At 46.7% G+C, this 16,991-nt stretch carries 12 protein-coding genes; 7 read left to right on the top strand and 5 right to left on the bottom strand.

Annotated features, from left to right (window positions below; all coding sequences use genetic code 11):
• Positions 1-6: 6 nt before the first annotated feature.
• The 4 genes from BLU98_RS06560 to nirB form a co-directional block, all read right to left on the bottom strand.
• Positions 7-3,552 carry a nitrate reductase gene (locus BLU98_RS06560; protein ID WP_092723221.1) on the bottom strand — a complete coding sequence of 1,182 codons (3,546 nt, stop codon included), beginning with the start codon at positions 3,550-3,552 and terminating at the stop codon, positions 7-9.
• Positions 3,553-3,590: 38 nt separating this feature from the next.
• Positions 3,591-4,829: a NarK family nitrate/nitrite MFS transporter gene (locus tag BLU98_RS06555; protein WP_092723219.1), complete on the bottom strand. Its 1,239-nt coding sequence runs from the start codon at positions 4,827-4,829 to the stop codon at positions 3,591-3,593.
• A gap of 101 nt (positions 4,830-4,930) precedes the next feature.
• Positions 4,931-5,284 carry a nitrite reductase small subunit NirD gene (gene nirD / locus BLU98_RS06550; protein WP_257574764.1) on the bottom strand — a complete coding sequence of 118 codons (354 nt, stop codon included), beginning with the start codon at positions 5,282-5,284 and terminating at the stop codon, positions 4,931-4,933.
• Between the two features lie 34 nt (positions 5,285-5,318).
• Positions 5,319-7,814 carry a nitrite reductase large subunit NirB gene (gene nirB, locus BLU98_RS06545; protein ID WP_092723217.1) on the bottom strand — a complete coding sequence of 832 codons (2,496 nt, stop codon included), beginning with the start codon at positions 7,812-7,814 and terminating at the stop codon, positions 5,319-5,321.
• Positions 7,815-7,996: 182 nt separating this feature from the next.
• Here nirB and cobA point away from each other — a divergent pair, with 182 nt between their 5' ends.
• Both cobA and BLU98_RS06535 read left to right on the top strand, forming a co-directional pair.
• The gene (cobA, locus tag BLU98_RS06540; protein ID WP_092723215.1) at positions 7,997-8,773 is read left to right on the top strand and encodes a uroporphyrinogen-III C-methyltransferase; all 777 of its coding nucleotides are present in this window, start codon (positions 7,997-7,999) and stop codon (positions 8,771-8,773) included.
• Between the two features lie 37 nt (positions 8,774-8,810).
• A complete protein-coding gene (locus BLU98_RS06535) occupies positions 8,811-9,500 on the top strand; it encodes a Crp/Fnr family transcriptional regulator (protein WP_092723213.1) in 690 nt (229 codons plus the stop codon).
• A 5-nt stretch (positions 9,501-9,505) separates the two neighbouring features.
• Here BLU98_RS06535 and BLU98_RS06530 read toward each other — a convergent pair whose 3' ends face one another.
• Positions 9,506-11,560 carry an OPT family oligopeptide transporter gene (locus tag BLU98_RS06530; RefSeq protein ID WP_092723211.1) on the bottom strand — a complete coding sequence of 685 codons (2,055 nt, stop codon included), beginning with the start codon at positions 11,558-11,560 and terminating at the stop codon, positions 9,506-9,508.
• Positions 11,561-11,696: 136 nt separating this feature from the next.
• Between BLU98_RS06530 and BLU98_RS06525 the strand changes: the two genes are divergently transcribed.
• The 5 genes from BLU98_RS06525 to BLU98_RS06505 all read left to right on the top strand — a co-directional run bounded on the left by BLU98_RS06525 (position 11,697) and on the right by BLU98_RS06505 (position 16,963).
• A complete protein-coding gene (locus tag BLU98_RS06525; RefSeq protein WP_092723208.1) occupies positions 11,697-13,142 on the top strand; it encodes a POT-type proton-dependent oligopeptide transporter in 1,446 nt (481 codons plus the stop codon).
• A gap of 38 nt (positions 13,143-13,180) precedes the next feature.
• On the top strand, positions 13,181-14,464 hold the full coding sequence (gene purD / locus BLU98_RS06520) for a phosphoribosylamine--glycine ligase (RefSeq protein WP_092723206.1): 1,284 nt from the start codon (positions 13,181-13,183) through the stop codon (positions 14,462-14,464).
• An 87-nt stretch (positions 14,465-14,551) separates the two neighbouring features.
• Positions 14,552-15,577 carry a rod shape-determining protein gene (locus BLU98_RS06515; protein ID WP_026772767.1) on the top strand — a complete coding sequence of 342 codons (1,026 nt, stop codon included), beginning with the start codon at positions 14,552-14,554 and terminating at the stop codon, positions 15,575-15,577.
• Positions 15,578-15,581: 4 nt separating this feature from the next.
• Positions 15,582-16,433, top strand: coding sequence for a rod shape-determining protein MreC (mreC, locus tag BLU98_RS06510; protein ID WP_092723204.1), 852 nt, complete (start codon positions 15,582-15,584; stop codon positions 16,431-16,433).
• Complete coding sequence (locus tag BLU98_RS06505) at positions 16,430-16,963, top strand: rod shape-determining protein MreD (RefSeq protein WP_092723202.1); 534 nt, start codon at positions 16,430-16,432, stop codon at positions 16,961-16,963. Before mreC ends, BLU98_RS06505 begins: the two co-directional genes overlap by 4 nt.
• Positions 16,964-16,991: the final 28 nt, after the last annotated feature.

The raw sequence follows: 16,991 nt of genomic DNA, 5'->3' as shown, positions 1-16,991 counted from the left end.
ACATGTTTATTTTTCAACCAGCACATTTTCTTTTGCCGATACGCCCAAACAATTTTCCAGGATGGCTTTCACTTCCGGTCGGCAGCTGCCGCAGCCCATGCCGGCGCCTGTAAGCTGGCACAATTGCAAATGGTCTTTACAACCCTCCTTGATCTTATTGAGCAGGTTGCCTTCGCCCACGTTGTTGCAACTGCATACCAGTTTTCCGATAACAGGTTCCGCGGCCTTACCGGAACGCAGTAACTGCAAGCGTTTTTCACTCAGTTCAATTTTTTGTTCGATGAGGTTCCTGAATTCCAGGAACTCAGATTTATCCCCGATAAGGATGGCGCCGATGAGCCGGTCGTTGTGAATGATGCATTTTTTATAATATCGCTTGGCTTTGTCGATGAATACCACTTCTTCATACGCAGGATCATCAGGACATTCCACTTCACCCAGCGAACAGAGATCGGTTCCGTGCATTTTTAAAATATTCATCAACAAAGAGCCTGTATAGTATTTTGAAATATCACCGGTCAGGTATCGCGCAACAATTTCTGCCTGCTGTTCTGCAGCAGCCGTAATGCCATACAGGAATCCTTTGAATTCCGCTATCTCGCCAACAGCAAAAATGTTAGGATCACTGGTTTGCAGGTACTCGTTGATCAGCACTCCTCTTTTACAATGCACACCTCCTGCTTTCGCAATCTCAATGTTCGGAACAGTTCCTATGGCTATTACAATAGCCTGACAGTTCACGATCAATCCACTTTTCAACCGGATGCCCGATACCGTGTTATTACCCAGGAAGCGCTCTATCTCATCGTTATAATAAATCTCTACACCTTTATCAACCAGCTCTTCATGCAATAATTGACTGCCAAGCGGATCCAACTGACGGTCCATCAGCCTGGATATCCTTTGTACAATGGTCACTTCCACATTCACTTCACGCAGCGATGCTGCCAGTTCGATGCCAAGCAATCCTCCGCCTACAATGACCACCCTGCCATTGGCAGCGTCTATGTGATTTTTAAAATGATCAGCATCGGTTCTGCTACGCATGGTAAAGATTCCTTGCATGGCAGGAACATCCCTGAGCATGGCAGCCCTGCTGCCTGTTGCCATGAGCAGCACATCATACGAATGCACACCGCCTTTATCATCGGTAACCAACTTTTTTTCTTTGTCGATATGCGTGATGCTTACACCGCGATGCAGTTTGATATTATAATGGTATTCTTCTTCATCAGACATTTTCACCAGGTTACCCCAGGGAAGTGTGCCGGTAATATAATCGGGCAGCAATACGCGGTTGTAAAAAGGAAAATTCTCTTTGCTGAATATTTCGATCTCGTCTTCTGTATTCAGCGTCCGGTAACTTTTCACAAAGCCGCAAGCGCCTGCACCCGCGCCAATTACAATGATCTTTTGTTTGGGCTTGGTATACAATTTTACTTCAACTGCAGAGAATTTAAAATCAGGCTCTTTGCTTTGCGGATCTACCAGGTTATTTGTGAGGTTATTGGCGCGATTGAGATCACTATCCAACACCTTGCCCCAGTGCATGGGCAGGAATACAACGCCCTGTTTAATATTGTCAGACAACCTGGCTTTCACCCGCACATGACCTCTTTCATTGGCGATCTCTACCAGGTCGTTCTCCCTGATCTTTCTTTGTGCAGCATCTTCGGGATGCATTTCAAGAAAAGATTCGGATATGTGTTGCTTCAGTTTATTTACTTTACCCGTTTTGCTCATGGTATGCCACTGGTCTCGGATACGGCCGGTAGTAAGTATCAGCGGGAAATCGGGGCTAATTTTCTCCGACAGGTTTTCATCAGGAAAAGAACGGATGATCGCACGTTGAGAAGCTGTATAAAATGTTTTATCGGTAAAAAGTCTTGCAGTGCCATGTCCATTAATAGTCTTTGTATAAGGCCACTGCACAGCGCGTTTTTCTTTCAGTATAGCATGACTGAGATCACTGATATCAACATGAGTATCCTTTGTCAATGCAGCATGTTCGGCAAAGATGGCGGCGGCATTGGGATAATCAAATCCTTTGTATCCCATTTTCTGTGCAAAACGGCAAATGATCTCGGCATCGGGTAACGCCTCGCCGGGCGCTTCTTTTATTTTATGCAGGTAACCAATGCGTCGTTCAGCATTGGTCATGGTGCCTTCTTTTTCTGCCCAGGCAGCAGCAGGTAATACCACATCGGCGTATTTGATCATCTCCGATTGATGGCTAATCTCTTGTACTACCACAAATTTTGCTTTTTGCAAAGCAGCTTCTGCCTTGCGCACATCGGGCAGACTGATCAAAGGATTGGTACACAACACCCATATCGCTTTAAGCCTGCCCTCGTTCAGTGCATCGAACATTTCGGTAGCGGTCAATCCGGGTTGAGCCGCGATCTTTCCGGGCATAATATTCCAGAACTGTTCTACTTCGGCGCGGTGCTGCGGGTTTTGCAAATCGCGATGCGCAGGTAATAAGTTAGACAATCCACCTACTTCCCGCCCGCCCATGGCATTGGGCTGACCGGTCAGTGAAAGCGGGCCGGAGCCTGGTTTACCAATATGTCCTGTGATGAGATTGAGGTTAATGAGCGACAGGTTCTTATTCACACCAATCACACTCTGGTTAAGACCCATGGTCCACATGGTAATGAACCCATTCGCATCAGCGATCATCCTGGCGGCCATCCTGATATCGCTTTCTTCTATACCGCAGATGATCGCCGCTTCGGCAACCGTTCTTTCAAAAACGATCGCCCGGTATGTTTCGAATCCTTCTGTATGGTTTTCAATGAATGCAGGGTCGACGTCGTCGTTTTCTATGAGTGCCCTGCCAATGGCATGATGCAGTGTGATATCCGTTCCGGGATTCAGTTGTAAATGAAGATCAGCGAGGGAACAGGTTTGTGTTTTACGCGGATCGCTTACAATGATCTTGAGGGCCGGATTTTTTTCTTTGGCCTTTTCTACCCGTTGCCATAAGATCGGGTGACACCAGGCTGGGTTGGCGCCTGCTACAAAGATCAGGTCGGCCAGTTCAATATCATCATAGCATACGGGTACACAATCTTCACCAAGGCTCATCTTATAGCCGGCCACAGCGCTACTCATACACAGCCGCGAATTGGTGTCGATGTTATTGGTTCCGATGAACCCCTTCACCAGTTTGTTGATCACATAATATTCTTCTGTGAGACATTGACCGGAAGCATAGAAAGCAACCGCATCGGGTCCGTATTTATCAATCAATGTTTTGAACACTGCAGCCGTTCTTTCCAATACACTATCCCACGAAACCTTTTGCCTTGGCTGATTTCTGGCATAACGCATTTCAGGATAGAAAATACGGTCGCTGGTATCGTTCACCGTATAGTGCAGGTTCCTGCCTTTGCTGCAAAGCTGTCCCCTGTTCACCGGATGATCGGCATCTCCTTCAATGGTAACCCGTCCAAGCTTATCGGTATCTGCCATAATGCCGCAGCCTACACCACAGTAACAACAGATAGTTGTTTTTTTTTCGATACTATTTGTCTTTATCTCACTCACGGTAATGATTTAATAAGGCAAGCAATCGTTGACAGGTATTACTTGTTGTATTCCATCGCCATTTTCAGACGCACACGTTTTTCTTCTTTTGAGAACCTGGTCACCAGTACTATCAGTGATACGCCAATGACGATCATTCCTATATAGCTGAACGCGTCCAGGTAAGTAATACCTTTCGCTTTGAACAGGAATCCGAACAACATTCCTCCTACATTGCCTCCGGCGCCTACAATGCCGCTCACTAAGCCTATGTTCTTTTCGCTGATAAATGGTGTAATAGCATAAGTAGTACCGTTAGCCATTTTAAGGAACAGGGCAAAAAAGATCATGAAGAAAATGGCCATACCAAAAGAACCCGATTTGGCAAACAGGATCAGGCCGAATCCTTCCAGCAGCAGTACCAGCGACAAAAGAATACCCTTTCCCCACATACCATAAGTTTTCCCTACTTTGTCTGCAAAGAGTCCGCCAAGCGCTCTTGCAAAAAGATTCATGAAGCCGAATAAGCCTGCACAGAGACCGGCGGTGCCCTGGCTGAGTTTGTATTCCTGTACAAAATGAAGGGCCGCTACATTATCGAATGTGATCTCCATTCCAAAACAAACGGCATAAGCGAGTGCGAGCGACCATACACGCCAGTCTTTCAGCACGCTGTAATTCTTTTTTCCTTTGACTTTAGGCGCTCTTTCTATTTCGTCGAAATTCCCGGCAGGTGTGTCTTTGGTAAAACGATAATAGAGAAATGCAGCGATGAGCATCAATGCGCCGGGAACGATCATCGCATAACGCCAAGCTTCCTGTTTGGTATAACCTATACCGACAATGGCGGCGAATATCACCGGCATGATCATATTGGTAACACCTCCGCCCAGGTTACCCCACCCACCGGCTACAGCGTTGGCAGTTCCTTTGATTTCCGGGGCAAACATCATGGAAGTATGGAACTGTGTGATCACGAAAGAAGCGCCAATAACACTGATAGCCAGGCGAAACAACAGAAATGAAGTGTAATCATGTGCAAAACCCACGCACATCACGGGAATAGCACCCAGTAACAACAAAGCGGTATAGGTTTTTCTTGGGCCCCATATATCGCATAATTTTCCGATTAGCAAACGGGCGATAATGGTACCTGATACTGATGCAATAACCACATTACCTATCTGCGATTTATCGAGGTGAAGGTCTTCCTTGATGGTAGGCATCAAAGGAGCAAGGCCAAACCACCCAAAGAAACATACAAAAAAAGTAAACCACGTAATATGAAAACTACGCATCTGAATTCCTTTAAAGGAAAAGACATTGAGTTTAGTGAGTGGTTGATTCGGATTGAGCGACATATAATTCAGTTATAAAAGGTGAATAAAAGAGGCTGGTATTACACGATACCTTCTACTCCAATGAATACGTGGCCTCCCTCTATCTTCACTGGATAAGTGCGAATTGAACATTCGTCGTCGTTCAGACATTCACCCGTTACCAGTGAAAATGTTTTCTTATGAAAGGGGCATGCCACTTTGGGTACATCATTTTGCGAACCGATCATGCCCCTGCTCAATGCCATCTGGCGGCGATGCGGACATTCATTCTGCGTAGCATACCATTCGTTACGGCGGGTAAAATGATAGAGCGCAATTTGCTCTTCACCGTATTTTACGCATACCCCGCCATTGGAAGGAACATCTTCTACACTGCAGGCATGGAACCATGCCATTGTTTCCATTTCTGTCATAGTTGTATTTTTTAAATGATGAATTGAATAATTATTATTTCCATTCTTTGGCCCTTTTCTGTTCCCGCATCTCTTCAAAAGCAATGCTGGGGTCTTTTTCTTCGGGCGCATTTACAAAATGGTTGAATCGTTTTCTTATTTCCGGGTTTTCGATCGCTTCTTTCCATTCGCACTTATAACTGTCTACCAATAACTGCATTTCTTCTTCCAGCTTTGCTGCAATGCCCAGGCTGTCGTTAACCACTACATTTCTGAGGTAGTCGATACCACCTTCCATTTTATTCAGCCAGGTAGCAGTTCTTGTCAATGGATCGGCAGTTTTGATATAGAACATCAGGAAACGGTCAATAAAACGGATACAGGTTTCTTCGTCGAGATCAGTTGCTAGCAATAAAGCGTGTTGCGGTTTGGAACCACCGTTACCACATACATAGAGGTTCCATCCTTTTTCTGTGGCAATGATGCCGAAGTCTTTACTCTGTGCTTCGGCACATTCACGTATGCATCCCGAAACCGCAGATTTGATCTTATGCGGAGCCCGGAGTCCACGGTACCTTTCTTCAACACGAATAGCAAAACTTACACTGTCATGCAAGCCAAACCGGCACCAGGTGCTGCCCACACAACTCTTCACTGTACGCAGCGCTTTTCCATAAGCATGTCCGCTTTCAAAACCGGCCTCGATCAGTTCTTCCCAGATCAATGGCAGGTCTGATAAATGCGCACCGAAAAGATCAATACGCTGGCCGCCTGTTATTTTAGTATAGAGATGATATTTTTTAGCTACCTGTCCGATCACTATCAACTTATCGGGCGTGATCTCACCGCCGGGTATGCGCGGCACCACAGAATAAGTACCACCTTTCTGTATGTTGGCCAGGAAACGGTCGTTGCTGTCCTGCGCGGTATCGTTTCCTTTTTTCAGGATCATTTCATTCCACAGGCTGGCCAGGATGGAAGCCACCGAAGGTTTACATAATTCACAGCCATCACCTGTTCCCAGTTTATTCAATACATCTTCATAGCTTTTCAATTCGTGCAGTTTCACCAGGTCGTACAATTCCTGGCGACTGTAATGGAAATGCTCACAGATAACATTACGGATATATTTACCCTGTGCTTTTAATGTATGATTCACCAGGTCTTTGATCATGGGCAAACAACCACCACAGCCCGTTCCGGCTTTCGTACATTTTTTGATAGCATCCACTGTTTCTTCGCCATCTTCTACTGCTTTGCAGATAGCTCCTTTGGTCACACTCTCACAACTGCATATATAAGCGTCATCGGGCAGGCTCAATACACCGGCTTCCTGCGATTCTCCACCCCTGGCACCCAGGATGATGTCTTCGGGATTGGGAGGTAATACGATCTTGTTTTTGCAGGTCTGCAACAACATATTGTATTGTTCGGCATCGCCTACAAGAATACCGCCCAGGAGTTGTTTGCCGTCTGCACTGATGTTGACTCTTTTGTAAACACCATTGATGCCATCATTAAACACAATAGTTCTTGTTTCGCCATCATTGATGAAAGGATTTCCAAAGCTGGCCACATCAACGCCGATGAGCTTGAGCTTCGTGCTCATGTCAAAACCGGTAAAAGCTTTTTCGCTATCGGTCAGTTGTCCCACCACCACTTCGGCCATTTCATAACCCGGCGCAACAAGTCCATAGATCATTTCATTATGCAGCGCGCATTCACCGATGGCATAGATATCGGGATCAGATGTTTGTAATAAATCATTCACTACAATACCACCGCGCGGACCGGTGAGCAACCCGGCAGCTTTGGCCAGTTCGTCCCTGGGTTTGATACCCGCCGAAATAACAAGCATATCGGATTCAAGGATGGACCCGTCTGCGAATGAGAGACCGGTTATTGCTTCTTCACCCAGAATAGCTGATGTGTTTTTAGCAGTATAGATGGTAAGTCCCAGGGCTTCCAGTTTTGATTGCAGTAATTGCGATCCCAGTTCATCTACCTGGCGAGGCATCAGGCGGGGTGCAAATTCTATCACGCTGGTGTCGGCGATACCCAGGTCGAGCAAGGCTTTGGCCGCTTCCAGACCCAGTAGTCCGCCACCGATCACAGTACCTTTCTTCGCCCTGCCTGCCCATGCTTTCATCAATTCCAGGTCTTCGATCGTCCTATATATAAATACACCGTTTTTTTCCACTCCCGGTATGGGAGGCACGAAGGCCGATGAGCCTGTGGCCAGGACCAGGTAATCATAATGGACTTCCAGGCCTTTGTGGGAATACACTGTTTTACGATCACGGTCGATCTTCTGCACGGGATCGCCCAAATGAAGCTGGATGTTATTGGAAAAGTACCAATCGGCGGATGCCATGGAAAGGTCTTCGGCAGATTTGCCGGAAAAAAACTCACTGAGGTGCACCCTGTCATATGCGGGGCGGCTTTCTTCCCCGAATACGGTCAGCTCAAACTGACCATGGGTGTTTTTAGCTACCAGTTTTTCGCAAAACTTATAGCCTACCATACCGTTACCTACTACCACTACTCTCATAATGCTTGGGTTAAGCGTGAAATAGTGGCAAACAATCGAATTATAAATAATTATATGTAATATTATTTACACAGATATTATATTATTTCATTTCAAATGGCGATTTACATCATAAATTTAGAAACAATTATGTAATTTTATACAAAACACTAAAATATTTTTTACATAATTTTAGTAATAATATGAAACTATCAGTACCTTCGCTCTATCTGATCGGGGCCGGACCGGGAGATCCGGACCTAATCACCTTAAAAGCTATCAAAGCCCTCCGGAAAGCAGAAGTTGTTCTATATGATGCCCTGGCTAATGAAAGCCTGCTCGATTACACCCCTCCAGGTTGTATCAGGCAATTCGTTGGTAAACGGTATGGATGCCATGCTTTGTCTCAGGAAGAGATCAACCGGCTGATCCTGGAACATGCAGGCACCTATCGCCATATTGTACGGCTGAAAGGGGGCGATCCCTTTGTATTCGGAAGGGCGATGGAAGAAATTTCCATTGCAAAAGCAGCCGGAATGAACATAGAACTCATTCCGGGTATTTCCAGTGCACTGGCCGTACCAGCTACCCAGTTGATCCCTCTTACATGCAGGGGCATCAATGAAAGCTTTTGGGTCACTACCGGAACAACCCGTTCAGGAGAAATATCGGCCGATATACAATGGGCCGCACAATCTTCTGCAACCGTTGTCATACTGATGGCCATGAGTAAACTCGAAGCCATTATGGAAACATTCGAACGTTATGATAAAAAAGATACTCCTGTTGCCATCATCCAGAGTGGCACAACTGCAGCCGAAAAAATGGTGATCGGTACCGTGAAAGATATTTTCTTCAAAGCCCAGTATGCCGGCATAAGCAATCCGGCAGTCGTAGTGGTAGGAGAAGTGGTGAAACTGCACCCTTCTTTATTAAAAGATGAACTGATGCACCGGCTGATACCTGCCACCACCGGATAAAATGCTTTACCAAAAGCTGCAGGAGAACTAGGCGATTATGAAAAAAAACAAGAAGAACTGCGATCTCAAAAGTTGCATGCTTTGTAAGCACTGTCTGAGCGATTGGCTGCCTGCCGTAGATAAAAACCGGAAAAGTTTTCACCTGAAAAAAGGGGAACTGCTGTTCAGGGAAGACGAAGAAGTTACCGGCATGTACTTCATCCATACCGGCCTCGTGAAAGTACATAAGAAATGGGGCTTGGAAAAAGAACTGATCCTGCGTATTGCCGGTAACGGCGCTATTGTAGGGCACAGGGGATTGGGCTCCGACACTGTATACCCCGTGTCAGCCACCGCACTTCAACCTACCGATGTCTGCTTCATTGACCTGGACTTTTTTCGCTCTACCTTAAAAGTAAACCACGATTTTCTTTACCACCTGATGATGTTCTTCGCTGCAGAATTAAAAGAGTCGGAAAAGCGCATGCGAAACCTGGCGCACATGACCGTAAAAGGAAGGATCGCCAATGCCCTGCTCACTTTCAAGGAAAAATTCGGCATGAACAGCGAAGGATGTATTGACCTGTACCTCAGCAAACAGGACCTGGCGTCTTACACCGGCACTACCTACGAGACATTGTTCCGTATCATGAATGAAATGACAGAAGAAGCAGCTATTTCAGTAGACGGTAAAAAGATCACCATCCAGAACCTAGACCTGCTGCACCGTTTCATCAAAGACGAATAAAGTAACTATGCCGTCTTTTTCATTGCCACACGGTACAGTATAATGCCCATCAATGTGAAGAACAACGCGCCCACCAGGAAATAACCATCCTGCGATAATGCATGACTGATATTGTCTTCCATGCTTACAGCATTCAGGAATCGTTCCCCTTTATCACTTCCGGCAATAAAAGCAATCAGCACGCCGGCAACAGCGCCACCCGCCACCAATCCTGTTGCAAACAGACTTCCTTTACTCAGCTCCTCTTCTTCCGCGCTCAACTGCTTATTCGCTTTCTTCTGTTTTGCTTCTACAATTCCCCTGATAGCACCTCCCACGAAAATGGGCAGCGTGGTAGAAAGCGGCAGGTAAACACCAATAGCAAAACTCAATGCCTTCAAACCGCATAGTTCTACAGTAACCGCCAGGAACATACCCACCATTACATATTGCCAGTCGAGGTTCTGCGATAGTATCCCTTTGATCAACGTAGCCATTAATGTAGCTTGCGGCGCCGGGAATTTCTCTGAACCGATCGCATGTTGCACACCTTGTTGCAACATTTCCGTTGAAGGTTTATCCAGGAACTTAACCGTTATACCAATAATAACAGAAGATACGATAGCACCAATGAACAAAGCGATCTGTTGGTTACGCGGCGTGGCACCTACCAGGTAACCGCTCTTGAGGTCTTGCGAAGTACCTCCGGCATTGGCTGCAGCAATACAGATCATCCCTCCAACCACCAGCACCAACGGCTCAAACGCTTTACCTGTCCAACCTACACTGAGGAAAATCAAGCTGGTACCCATCACCGTGGCAATGGTCATACCACTGATGGGACTGTTGGATGTACCGATCAATCCTACAATACGCGAAGCTACCGTTACAAACAAAGCGCCGAACAACAATACCAGTATACCAATGAATAATTTCTGGAGCAGGTTATCGCCGGGCACTTGCGGTAATAAAGTAATAACAGCGATCAGGCCCAGGCTGCCCAATCCTACTACTCGCAGGCTCAAATCTCTTTCTGTACGCAACACAGCAGTTGCAGCACTTTCTTCATTACCGGCCTTCAAAGAAGACAGACTTCCTTTCACCGATTTTACAATAGTAGGAATGGTTTTAACAAGGGTGATGATACCGCCGGCTGCTACTGCACCCGCACCTATCTGCCGTACATACGCGTAATAAATGGCCGATGCATAATCATTGAAATGATGTGTAACCGGATCCCATCCGCCTTTTCCACCGGGCTTGGCAATATCTGCCAGGTAACCCAGTTTAGCCAGTTGTAACGCAATCACATCACCTGGAACCAGGGTAGACAAGAGCGGAATAAATACCATCCAACTTAATACACTACCCGCTACCAGTACGCCGGCAATGCGCGGGCCGATGATATAACCAATACCCATGTATTCAGGCGTGATCTCACCGCTCACTTTCGCCGAAGGAAAGAACTTATTGATCTGTTTGGTAGCATAATAAGGCGTCTCGGCAATCACGTGCAATATTTTTTGCAAGAACGCATACAGTAACGCCACACCCAGTCCCCAGAAAGCCGTCTTGGCAAAATCGCCGCCTTTCTCCCCCGCCTTCAACACATCACCACAAGCAGTTCCCTCTGGATAAGGGAGGGTATCATGCTCATTAACGATCAAGGCCCTACGCAAGGGTATCATCAACAAAGTGCCTAACAGTCCGCCTACAATAGCCAATACCAATATGGTTAAATAATTGAAGTATTCGGCGCTGGTAGGCGATGAAAGAAAAAGAAAGCCCGGCAGTGTAAAAGCCACCCCACCGGCAATACTTTCACCGGCAGAGCCGGTGGTCTGGATGATATTGTTTTCCAGTATGGTGGTCTTGAGGAATCTCCGGCCAAGTGTAATGGCAATAACAGCAATAGGGATGGAAGCAGTTACGGTGAGGCCCGCTTTCAAAGCCAGGTACACGGTGGCGGCGCCAAAAATAACGCCGAACAAACTGCCCACGAGTATGGACTTAACGGTCAATTCTTTCATATTCGTTTCGGGAGAAACGAAGGGCTTAAAGGTCTTTTGTGATTCAGACATAGTTATAGTTGTTAGTTGATAGTTGTTAGTTGATAGCGTTATGTGTTAGCATCTGTTTCTAACAACTGACAACTATCAACTAACAACTCATAAAATCCTTACTTTCGACACGATTTAAAATTTCAAAATACGATTTATGCCCGAGATACCAAACGAGCAAAAAAAAGCTAAAATGCCCAAGTCGGTGCCATTTATTATCGGAAATGAAGCCGCCGAACGTTTCAGCTTTTATGCCATACGAGCCATCATGCCTACTTTTCTGGTAGCGCAATTCTTCAATCCGGCACATAACCCGGCCCTGCAGAGCATAGCCGAAGCCCGCGCCAATGAGCTATCACACCTCTTTGTGTTCTTTGCTTATTTCATGCCGTTGGTGGGTGGTATTGTGGCCGACTGGTTCTTCGGCAAATACAAAGTCATTCTGTATGTCTCTATATTATATGCCATCGGTAACCTGGTATTGTCGTTGTCTACACACGATCTCAGCCTGTTCAGCACCGGCCTCATCGTCATAGCCATTGCGGCGGGAGGCATCAAGTCCTGCGTGTCGGCCAATGTGGGCGACCAGTTCGACAAATCAAACCTGGAACTGATGTCGAAAGTTTATGGCTGGTTCTATTTCAGCATCAATTCGGGTTCTGTGCTGTCTACCCTGTTGATCCCCATCATCTATAAAAAATACGGACCGGAACTCGCTTTCGGCATACCGGGTATACTCATGTGCCTGGCCACGCTGATCTTCTGGCTGGGCAGGCATAGATATGTGAAAGTGCCTCCCACGGGTGTGAAGAAAGAAAATTTTATGAGGATATCATTATATGCCTTGAAAAAAGCTTTTTTATATGCCTGGAAAAAAGTTTTTTTCAATCGCCAGGACAAAACCGTTTGGGAAACGGTAGCAGAAAAATACTCACCCGAAGCTATTGATGGCGTACAGGCTGTGTATCGCATCCTGGCTGTATTTGCGTTCACCCCTATCTTCTGGGCGCTGTGGGACCAAAACCTTTCCGAATGGGTATTACAGGCTACCAAACTGGATCTGCATATTTTCGGTTATGAGTTCCTGCCGGAGCAGATACAAACATTCAACCCACTGTTCCTGATCAGCCTGATACCGGTGTTCACGTATGGATTGTTCCCACTCATTGAAAAAACGGGCATCAAGGTTACGCCGCTGCGCAAGATCGGTGCAGGGTTGTTCCTCACCATATTGTCTTTTATCATCATTGCTTTCTTACAGGAAAAGATCGACCAGGGTGGCAGGCCCACCGTGTGGTGGCAGATACTGGCTTATTTCATCCTGGCCGGCGCCGAAGTACTGGTATCCATCACCTGCCTGGAATATGCCTATACCCAATCGCCCAAATCCATGAAGAGCACCATGACGGCCTTGTACCTGCTGGGCATTTCATTGGGTAATATCTTCACCAGTCTCGTCAACAACAGCATTGCCAACAATGGGTTCTTTGCACGCTATACAGGTGCCAGTTATTTTTGGTTGTTCATCAGCATATTGTCGGGCTTTTTCCTGCTTTACCTGCTGGTGGCCAAACGTCTGCCGGAAAAAAGTTACGTGGAATGAATTAAGTTCTACTTTCGCCCCACAATCAGCATTTTATCATGAATATACTCTTACTTGGTTCGGGCGGAAGAGAACATGCGCTGGCCTGGAAAATGAGCCAGAGCCATCATTGCGACCAATTATTCATTGCTCCGGGCAATGCCGGAACAACTCAATACGGCACCAATTTACCCATTGGTGTAACAGACTTTGCAGCTATTAAAGAAGCCTGTATTACACATCACATCAATATGTTGGTAGTAGGACCTGAAGAGCCGCTGGTAAAAGGCATTTACGATTTTTTTCAGGCCGATGAGCAGTTGCAGAAGATCACCGTAGTAGCCCCTTCGGCGGCGGCGGCCCAATTGGAAGGGAGCAAGGCTTTCAGTAAAAAATTCATGCAGCGTCACCAGATTCCCACTGCAGCTTATGCCGAGTTCACAGCCGATAATTTTGAAGAAGGAAAAAAATACATCGCCGCGCATAGTCTGCCCGTGGTATTGAAAGCAGACGGACTCGCCGCAGGCAAAGGAGTAGTTATTGCCGAAACCCACGAACAGGCACAGGAAGTATTTGCTTCCATGATCCTGGACAAACAATTTGGCGAGGCCAGCAGCAAAGTGGTGATCGAATCATTCCTGCGGGGCATTGAAGTGAGTGTATTTGTGCTCACAGATGGCATCGACTATCAACTCATCGGCCACGCTAAAGATTACAAACGCATCGGTGAAGGCGATACCGGGCTCAACACCGGTGGTATGGGCTGTGTAAGCCCCGTGCCTTTTATGGATGAAGTCTTCATGCAAAAAGTAGAGTCACGTATCATACGTCCAACAGTAGATGGATTGAAAAAAGAAGGACTGATTTATCATGGTTTCATTTTCTTCGGACTGATGAACTGCGATGGTGAACCCTATGTGATCGAATACAATTGCCGCATGGGCGACCCCGAAACAGAAGTGGTGATGCCGAGGTTACAGACAGACCTGGTGGCACTTTTTGCAGCGATGGATAATGGCACGTTAATTGATACTAATATCGCTTTCGACGAGAGGAGCTGCTGCACCGTAATGGCAGTTAGTGGAGGGTACCCCGGTGATTATCAAAAGAATATCAGGATCGAGGGACTGGCCCATGCCGGCGATAACAAAAATACCTTCGTATTCCATGCAGGAACCCGACAGTTGGACACCACTGTGGTGACAAATGGCGGGCGGGTATTGGCGGTATCAGCATTTGGCAACAACATTACCGAGGCAGTGAACCTGTCGAAAAAAACACTGGCTGGAATCAGTTTTGACGGCATGTACTACCGGAAGGATATCGGATACGAATTTGCCTGAAAAATCGGTATTTTAGACTTTGTTAATTCAACCAATTTCATCCACCTTTGCAAGCATTAGCTGACTAATTAGAATTTTAGATTTACAATGGGATTGTTCAACTTTTTCACACAGGAAATTGCGATGGACCTGGGTACTGCGAATACCCTCATCATACATAACGACGAAGTAGTAGTCAATGAGCCTTCGATAGTGGCGCTGAACCGTAACAACATGAAAGAAGTGTTGGCGGTAGGAAAGAAAGCGCTCATGATGCATGAAAAAACACACGAAAGCATTCGCACGGTTCGTCCGTTGAAAGACGGTGTGATCGCCGACTTCAACGCCGCCGAGTTGATGATCAGGGAACTGATCAAAATGATCTACCCCAAGAAACCTTTGTTTCCGCCCAGTTGGCGCATGGTCATCTGTATTCCTTCTTCCATTACCGAAGTAGAAAAACGTGCGGTGCGCGACAGTGCCGAGCAGGCAGGCGCCAAAGAAGTGTATATGATCCACGAACCCATGGCTGCCGCATTGGGTATCGGCATAGATGTAGAAGAACCGGTTGGTAATATGATCATTGACATTGGAGGTGGTACTACAGGTATTACCGTGATCGCTCTCGCCGGTATTGTATGCGACCAGAGTATCCGTATCGCGGGTGATGAATTCACCGCCGATATCATGGAAGCCCTGCGTCGTTACCACAGCTTACTGATTGGTGAGCGTACCGCAGAACAGATCAAGATACAAGTAGGCGCTGCGATGAAAGACCTCGACAATCCGCCGGATGATCTTCCGGTAAACGGCCGCGACCTGGTAACAGGTATCCCCAAGCAGATCATGGTAAGCTACCAGGAAATTGCAGAAGCGCTGGATAAAAGCATTTTCAAAATAGAAGAAGCCATCCTGAAAGCGCTGGAGACCACGCCGCCCGAGCTGGCCGCCGATATCTATCGCAGGGGATTATACCTGACGGGTGGCGGCGCGCTGTTGCGTGGTCTGGACAAACGCCTCAGCGCCAAAATCAAATTGCCTGTACATGTAGCCGATGATCCACTCAAGAGCGTGGTACGCGGTACAGGGCTGGCTTTGAAAAACTATCAGCGGTTCCCTTTTATTATGAGATAGCCCCTTGAAAAACATATTTTTTTTTATACGGCGGTACTTTGGTTTTCTCAGCTTCCTGCTGTTACAGATTGCTGCCATTATCTTATTAAGCAACGCAAGCAAAACCCACGAGGCTTTTTTCTCTGCTGCGCTCAATGAAGCAACCGGCGACCTCAACCATCGTTACAGCAACCTGCGCAGTTATTTCAGCCTGAAAGAGACCAACCGGCAGCTGGCCGAAGAAAATGCACGCCTGCGCAATATGCTGGCAGCCAATTTCCAGGCACCCGACAGCAGCCGCAAAGCCGTTACCGATACCACGTTACGCGATACACTGGGGCATTACCGTAAATACATTTACCTGCCGGCCAGGGTCATTGGTAATACCGTAACCCTGCAAACCAATTTCATCACGTTGGAAAGAGGTACCCAACAAGGCGTAAAAAAAGGAATGGCCGTCATTGGTCCGGAAGGCATTGTAGGTGTTGTGGTGGAAGCCAGTAACAACATCAGTCGCGTGATGAGCCTGTTGCACCGCAACAGCAAAGTGAGCGCCATGCTCAAGAAAGATAATTATGCAGGAAGCATCGAATGGGATGGCGTCAATCCTTACTATCTGCAACTGAAGAATGTGAGCAAAAGTGCGAAAGTGAACAAGGGCGATACCGTACTCACCAGTAATTATTCTGCCAATTTCCCTTCACACCTGATGGTTGGCACTGTTGCCGCTATTAGCGCCGATCCATCAAGTAATTTTTATCTCATCAAAGTAAAAACAGCCACTAATTTTTTCAACCTGCAATATGTTAACGTGATAGCGAATGCACGCTATGCCGAGCAGACGGCTTTGGAAAACACCCCATCAAAAAATCCATGAGCAGCCTTGTAAGAAATATCATCCGTTATGTACTGTTCATCCTGCTGCAGGTGTTTATTCTGAATGAAGTGCCCCCGCTGCACCAGTTCATCGTGCCCTATATTTATTTCTTATTCATCATCTGGCTGCCCTTCAATATCAATCGCCTGTTCCTGATGGTGTTGGCATTTGTATTCGGACTCACACTGGACGCTTTCACCGGAACGCCCGGTTTGCATGCAGCTCCCTGTGTGCTTATCGCTTTCATACGCCCCGTTCTCCTTGGCCTCCTCATTCCACAGGAAACCACCGAACAGAGCTATGCCGAGCCGAGTGTGAAAAGTATGGGATTGGCGCCATACAGCCTCTACGTGGTTATACTGACTTTCGTGCACCATTTTTACCTTGTATTGATCGAATGGCTGCAATTCGGTAACTTCATATACTTCCTGGGGAAAGTAGCGGGCACCACTGCGGTGAGCCTGTTGCTGATAGCCCTTGCCGAAATGTTGTTCCCTCGCAAGAGAAGGTATAAAACCAATGCAGCGTAGATTTGCAATATTCTTTACAATAGTTTCT

Source organism: Hydrobacter penzbergensis (assembly GCF_900106985.1).
GTDB classification, from domain to species: Bacteria; Bacteroidota; Bacteroidia; order Chitinophagales; family Chitinophagaceae; genus Sediminibacterium; species Sediminibacterium magnilacihabitans.
The sequence above is the reverse complement of the archived record's forward strand: the minus strand, read 5'-3'. Positions and strand labels throughout refer to the sequence as shown.

What these genes read in the sequence shown, in the direction of transcription:
- BLU98_RS06555 (WP_092723219.1), bottom strand. Translation starts at nt 4,829, where the DNA reads ATGCGTAGTTTTCATATTACGTGGTTTACTTTTTTTGTATGTTTCTTT.
- nirD (WP_257574764.1), bottom strand. Translation starts at nt 5,284, where the DNA reads ATGACAGAAATGGAAACAATGGCATGGTTCCATGCCTGCAGTGTAGAA.
- nirB (WP_092723217.1), bottom strand. Translation starts at nt 7,814, where the DNA reads ATGAGAGTAGTGGTAGTAGGTAACGGTATGGTAGGCTATAAGTTTTGC.
- cobA (WP_092723215.1), top strand. Translation starts at nt 7,997, where the DNA reads ATGAAACTATCAGTACCTTCGCTCTATCTGATCGGGGCCGGACCGGGA.
- BLU98_RS06535 (WP_092723213.1), top strand. Translation starts at nt 8,811, where the DNA reads ATGAAAAAAAACAAGAAGAACTGCGATCTCAAAAGTTGCATGCTTTGT.
- BLU98_RS06530 (WP_092723211.1), bottom strand. Translation starts at nt 11,560, where the DNA reads ATGTCTGAATCACAAAAGACCTTTAAGCCCTTCGTTTCTCCCGAAACG.
- BLU98_RS06525 (WP_092723208.1), top strand. Translation starts at nt 11,697, where the DNA reads ATGCCCGAGATACCAAACGAGCAAAAAAAAGCTAAAATGCCCAAGTCG.
- purD (WP_092723206.1), top strand. Translation starts at nt 13,181, where the DNA reads ATGAATATACTCTTACTTGGTTCGGGCGGAAGAGAACATGCGCTGGCC.
- BLU98_RS06515 (WP_026772767.1), top strand. Translation starts at nt 14,552, where the DNA reads ATGGGATTGTTCAACTTTTTCACACAGGAAATTGCGATGGACCTGGGT.
- BLU98_RS06505 (WP_092723202.1), top strand. Translation starts at nt 16,430, where the DNA reads ATGAGCAGCCTTGTAAGAAATATCATCCGTTATGTACTGTTCATCCTG.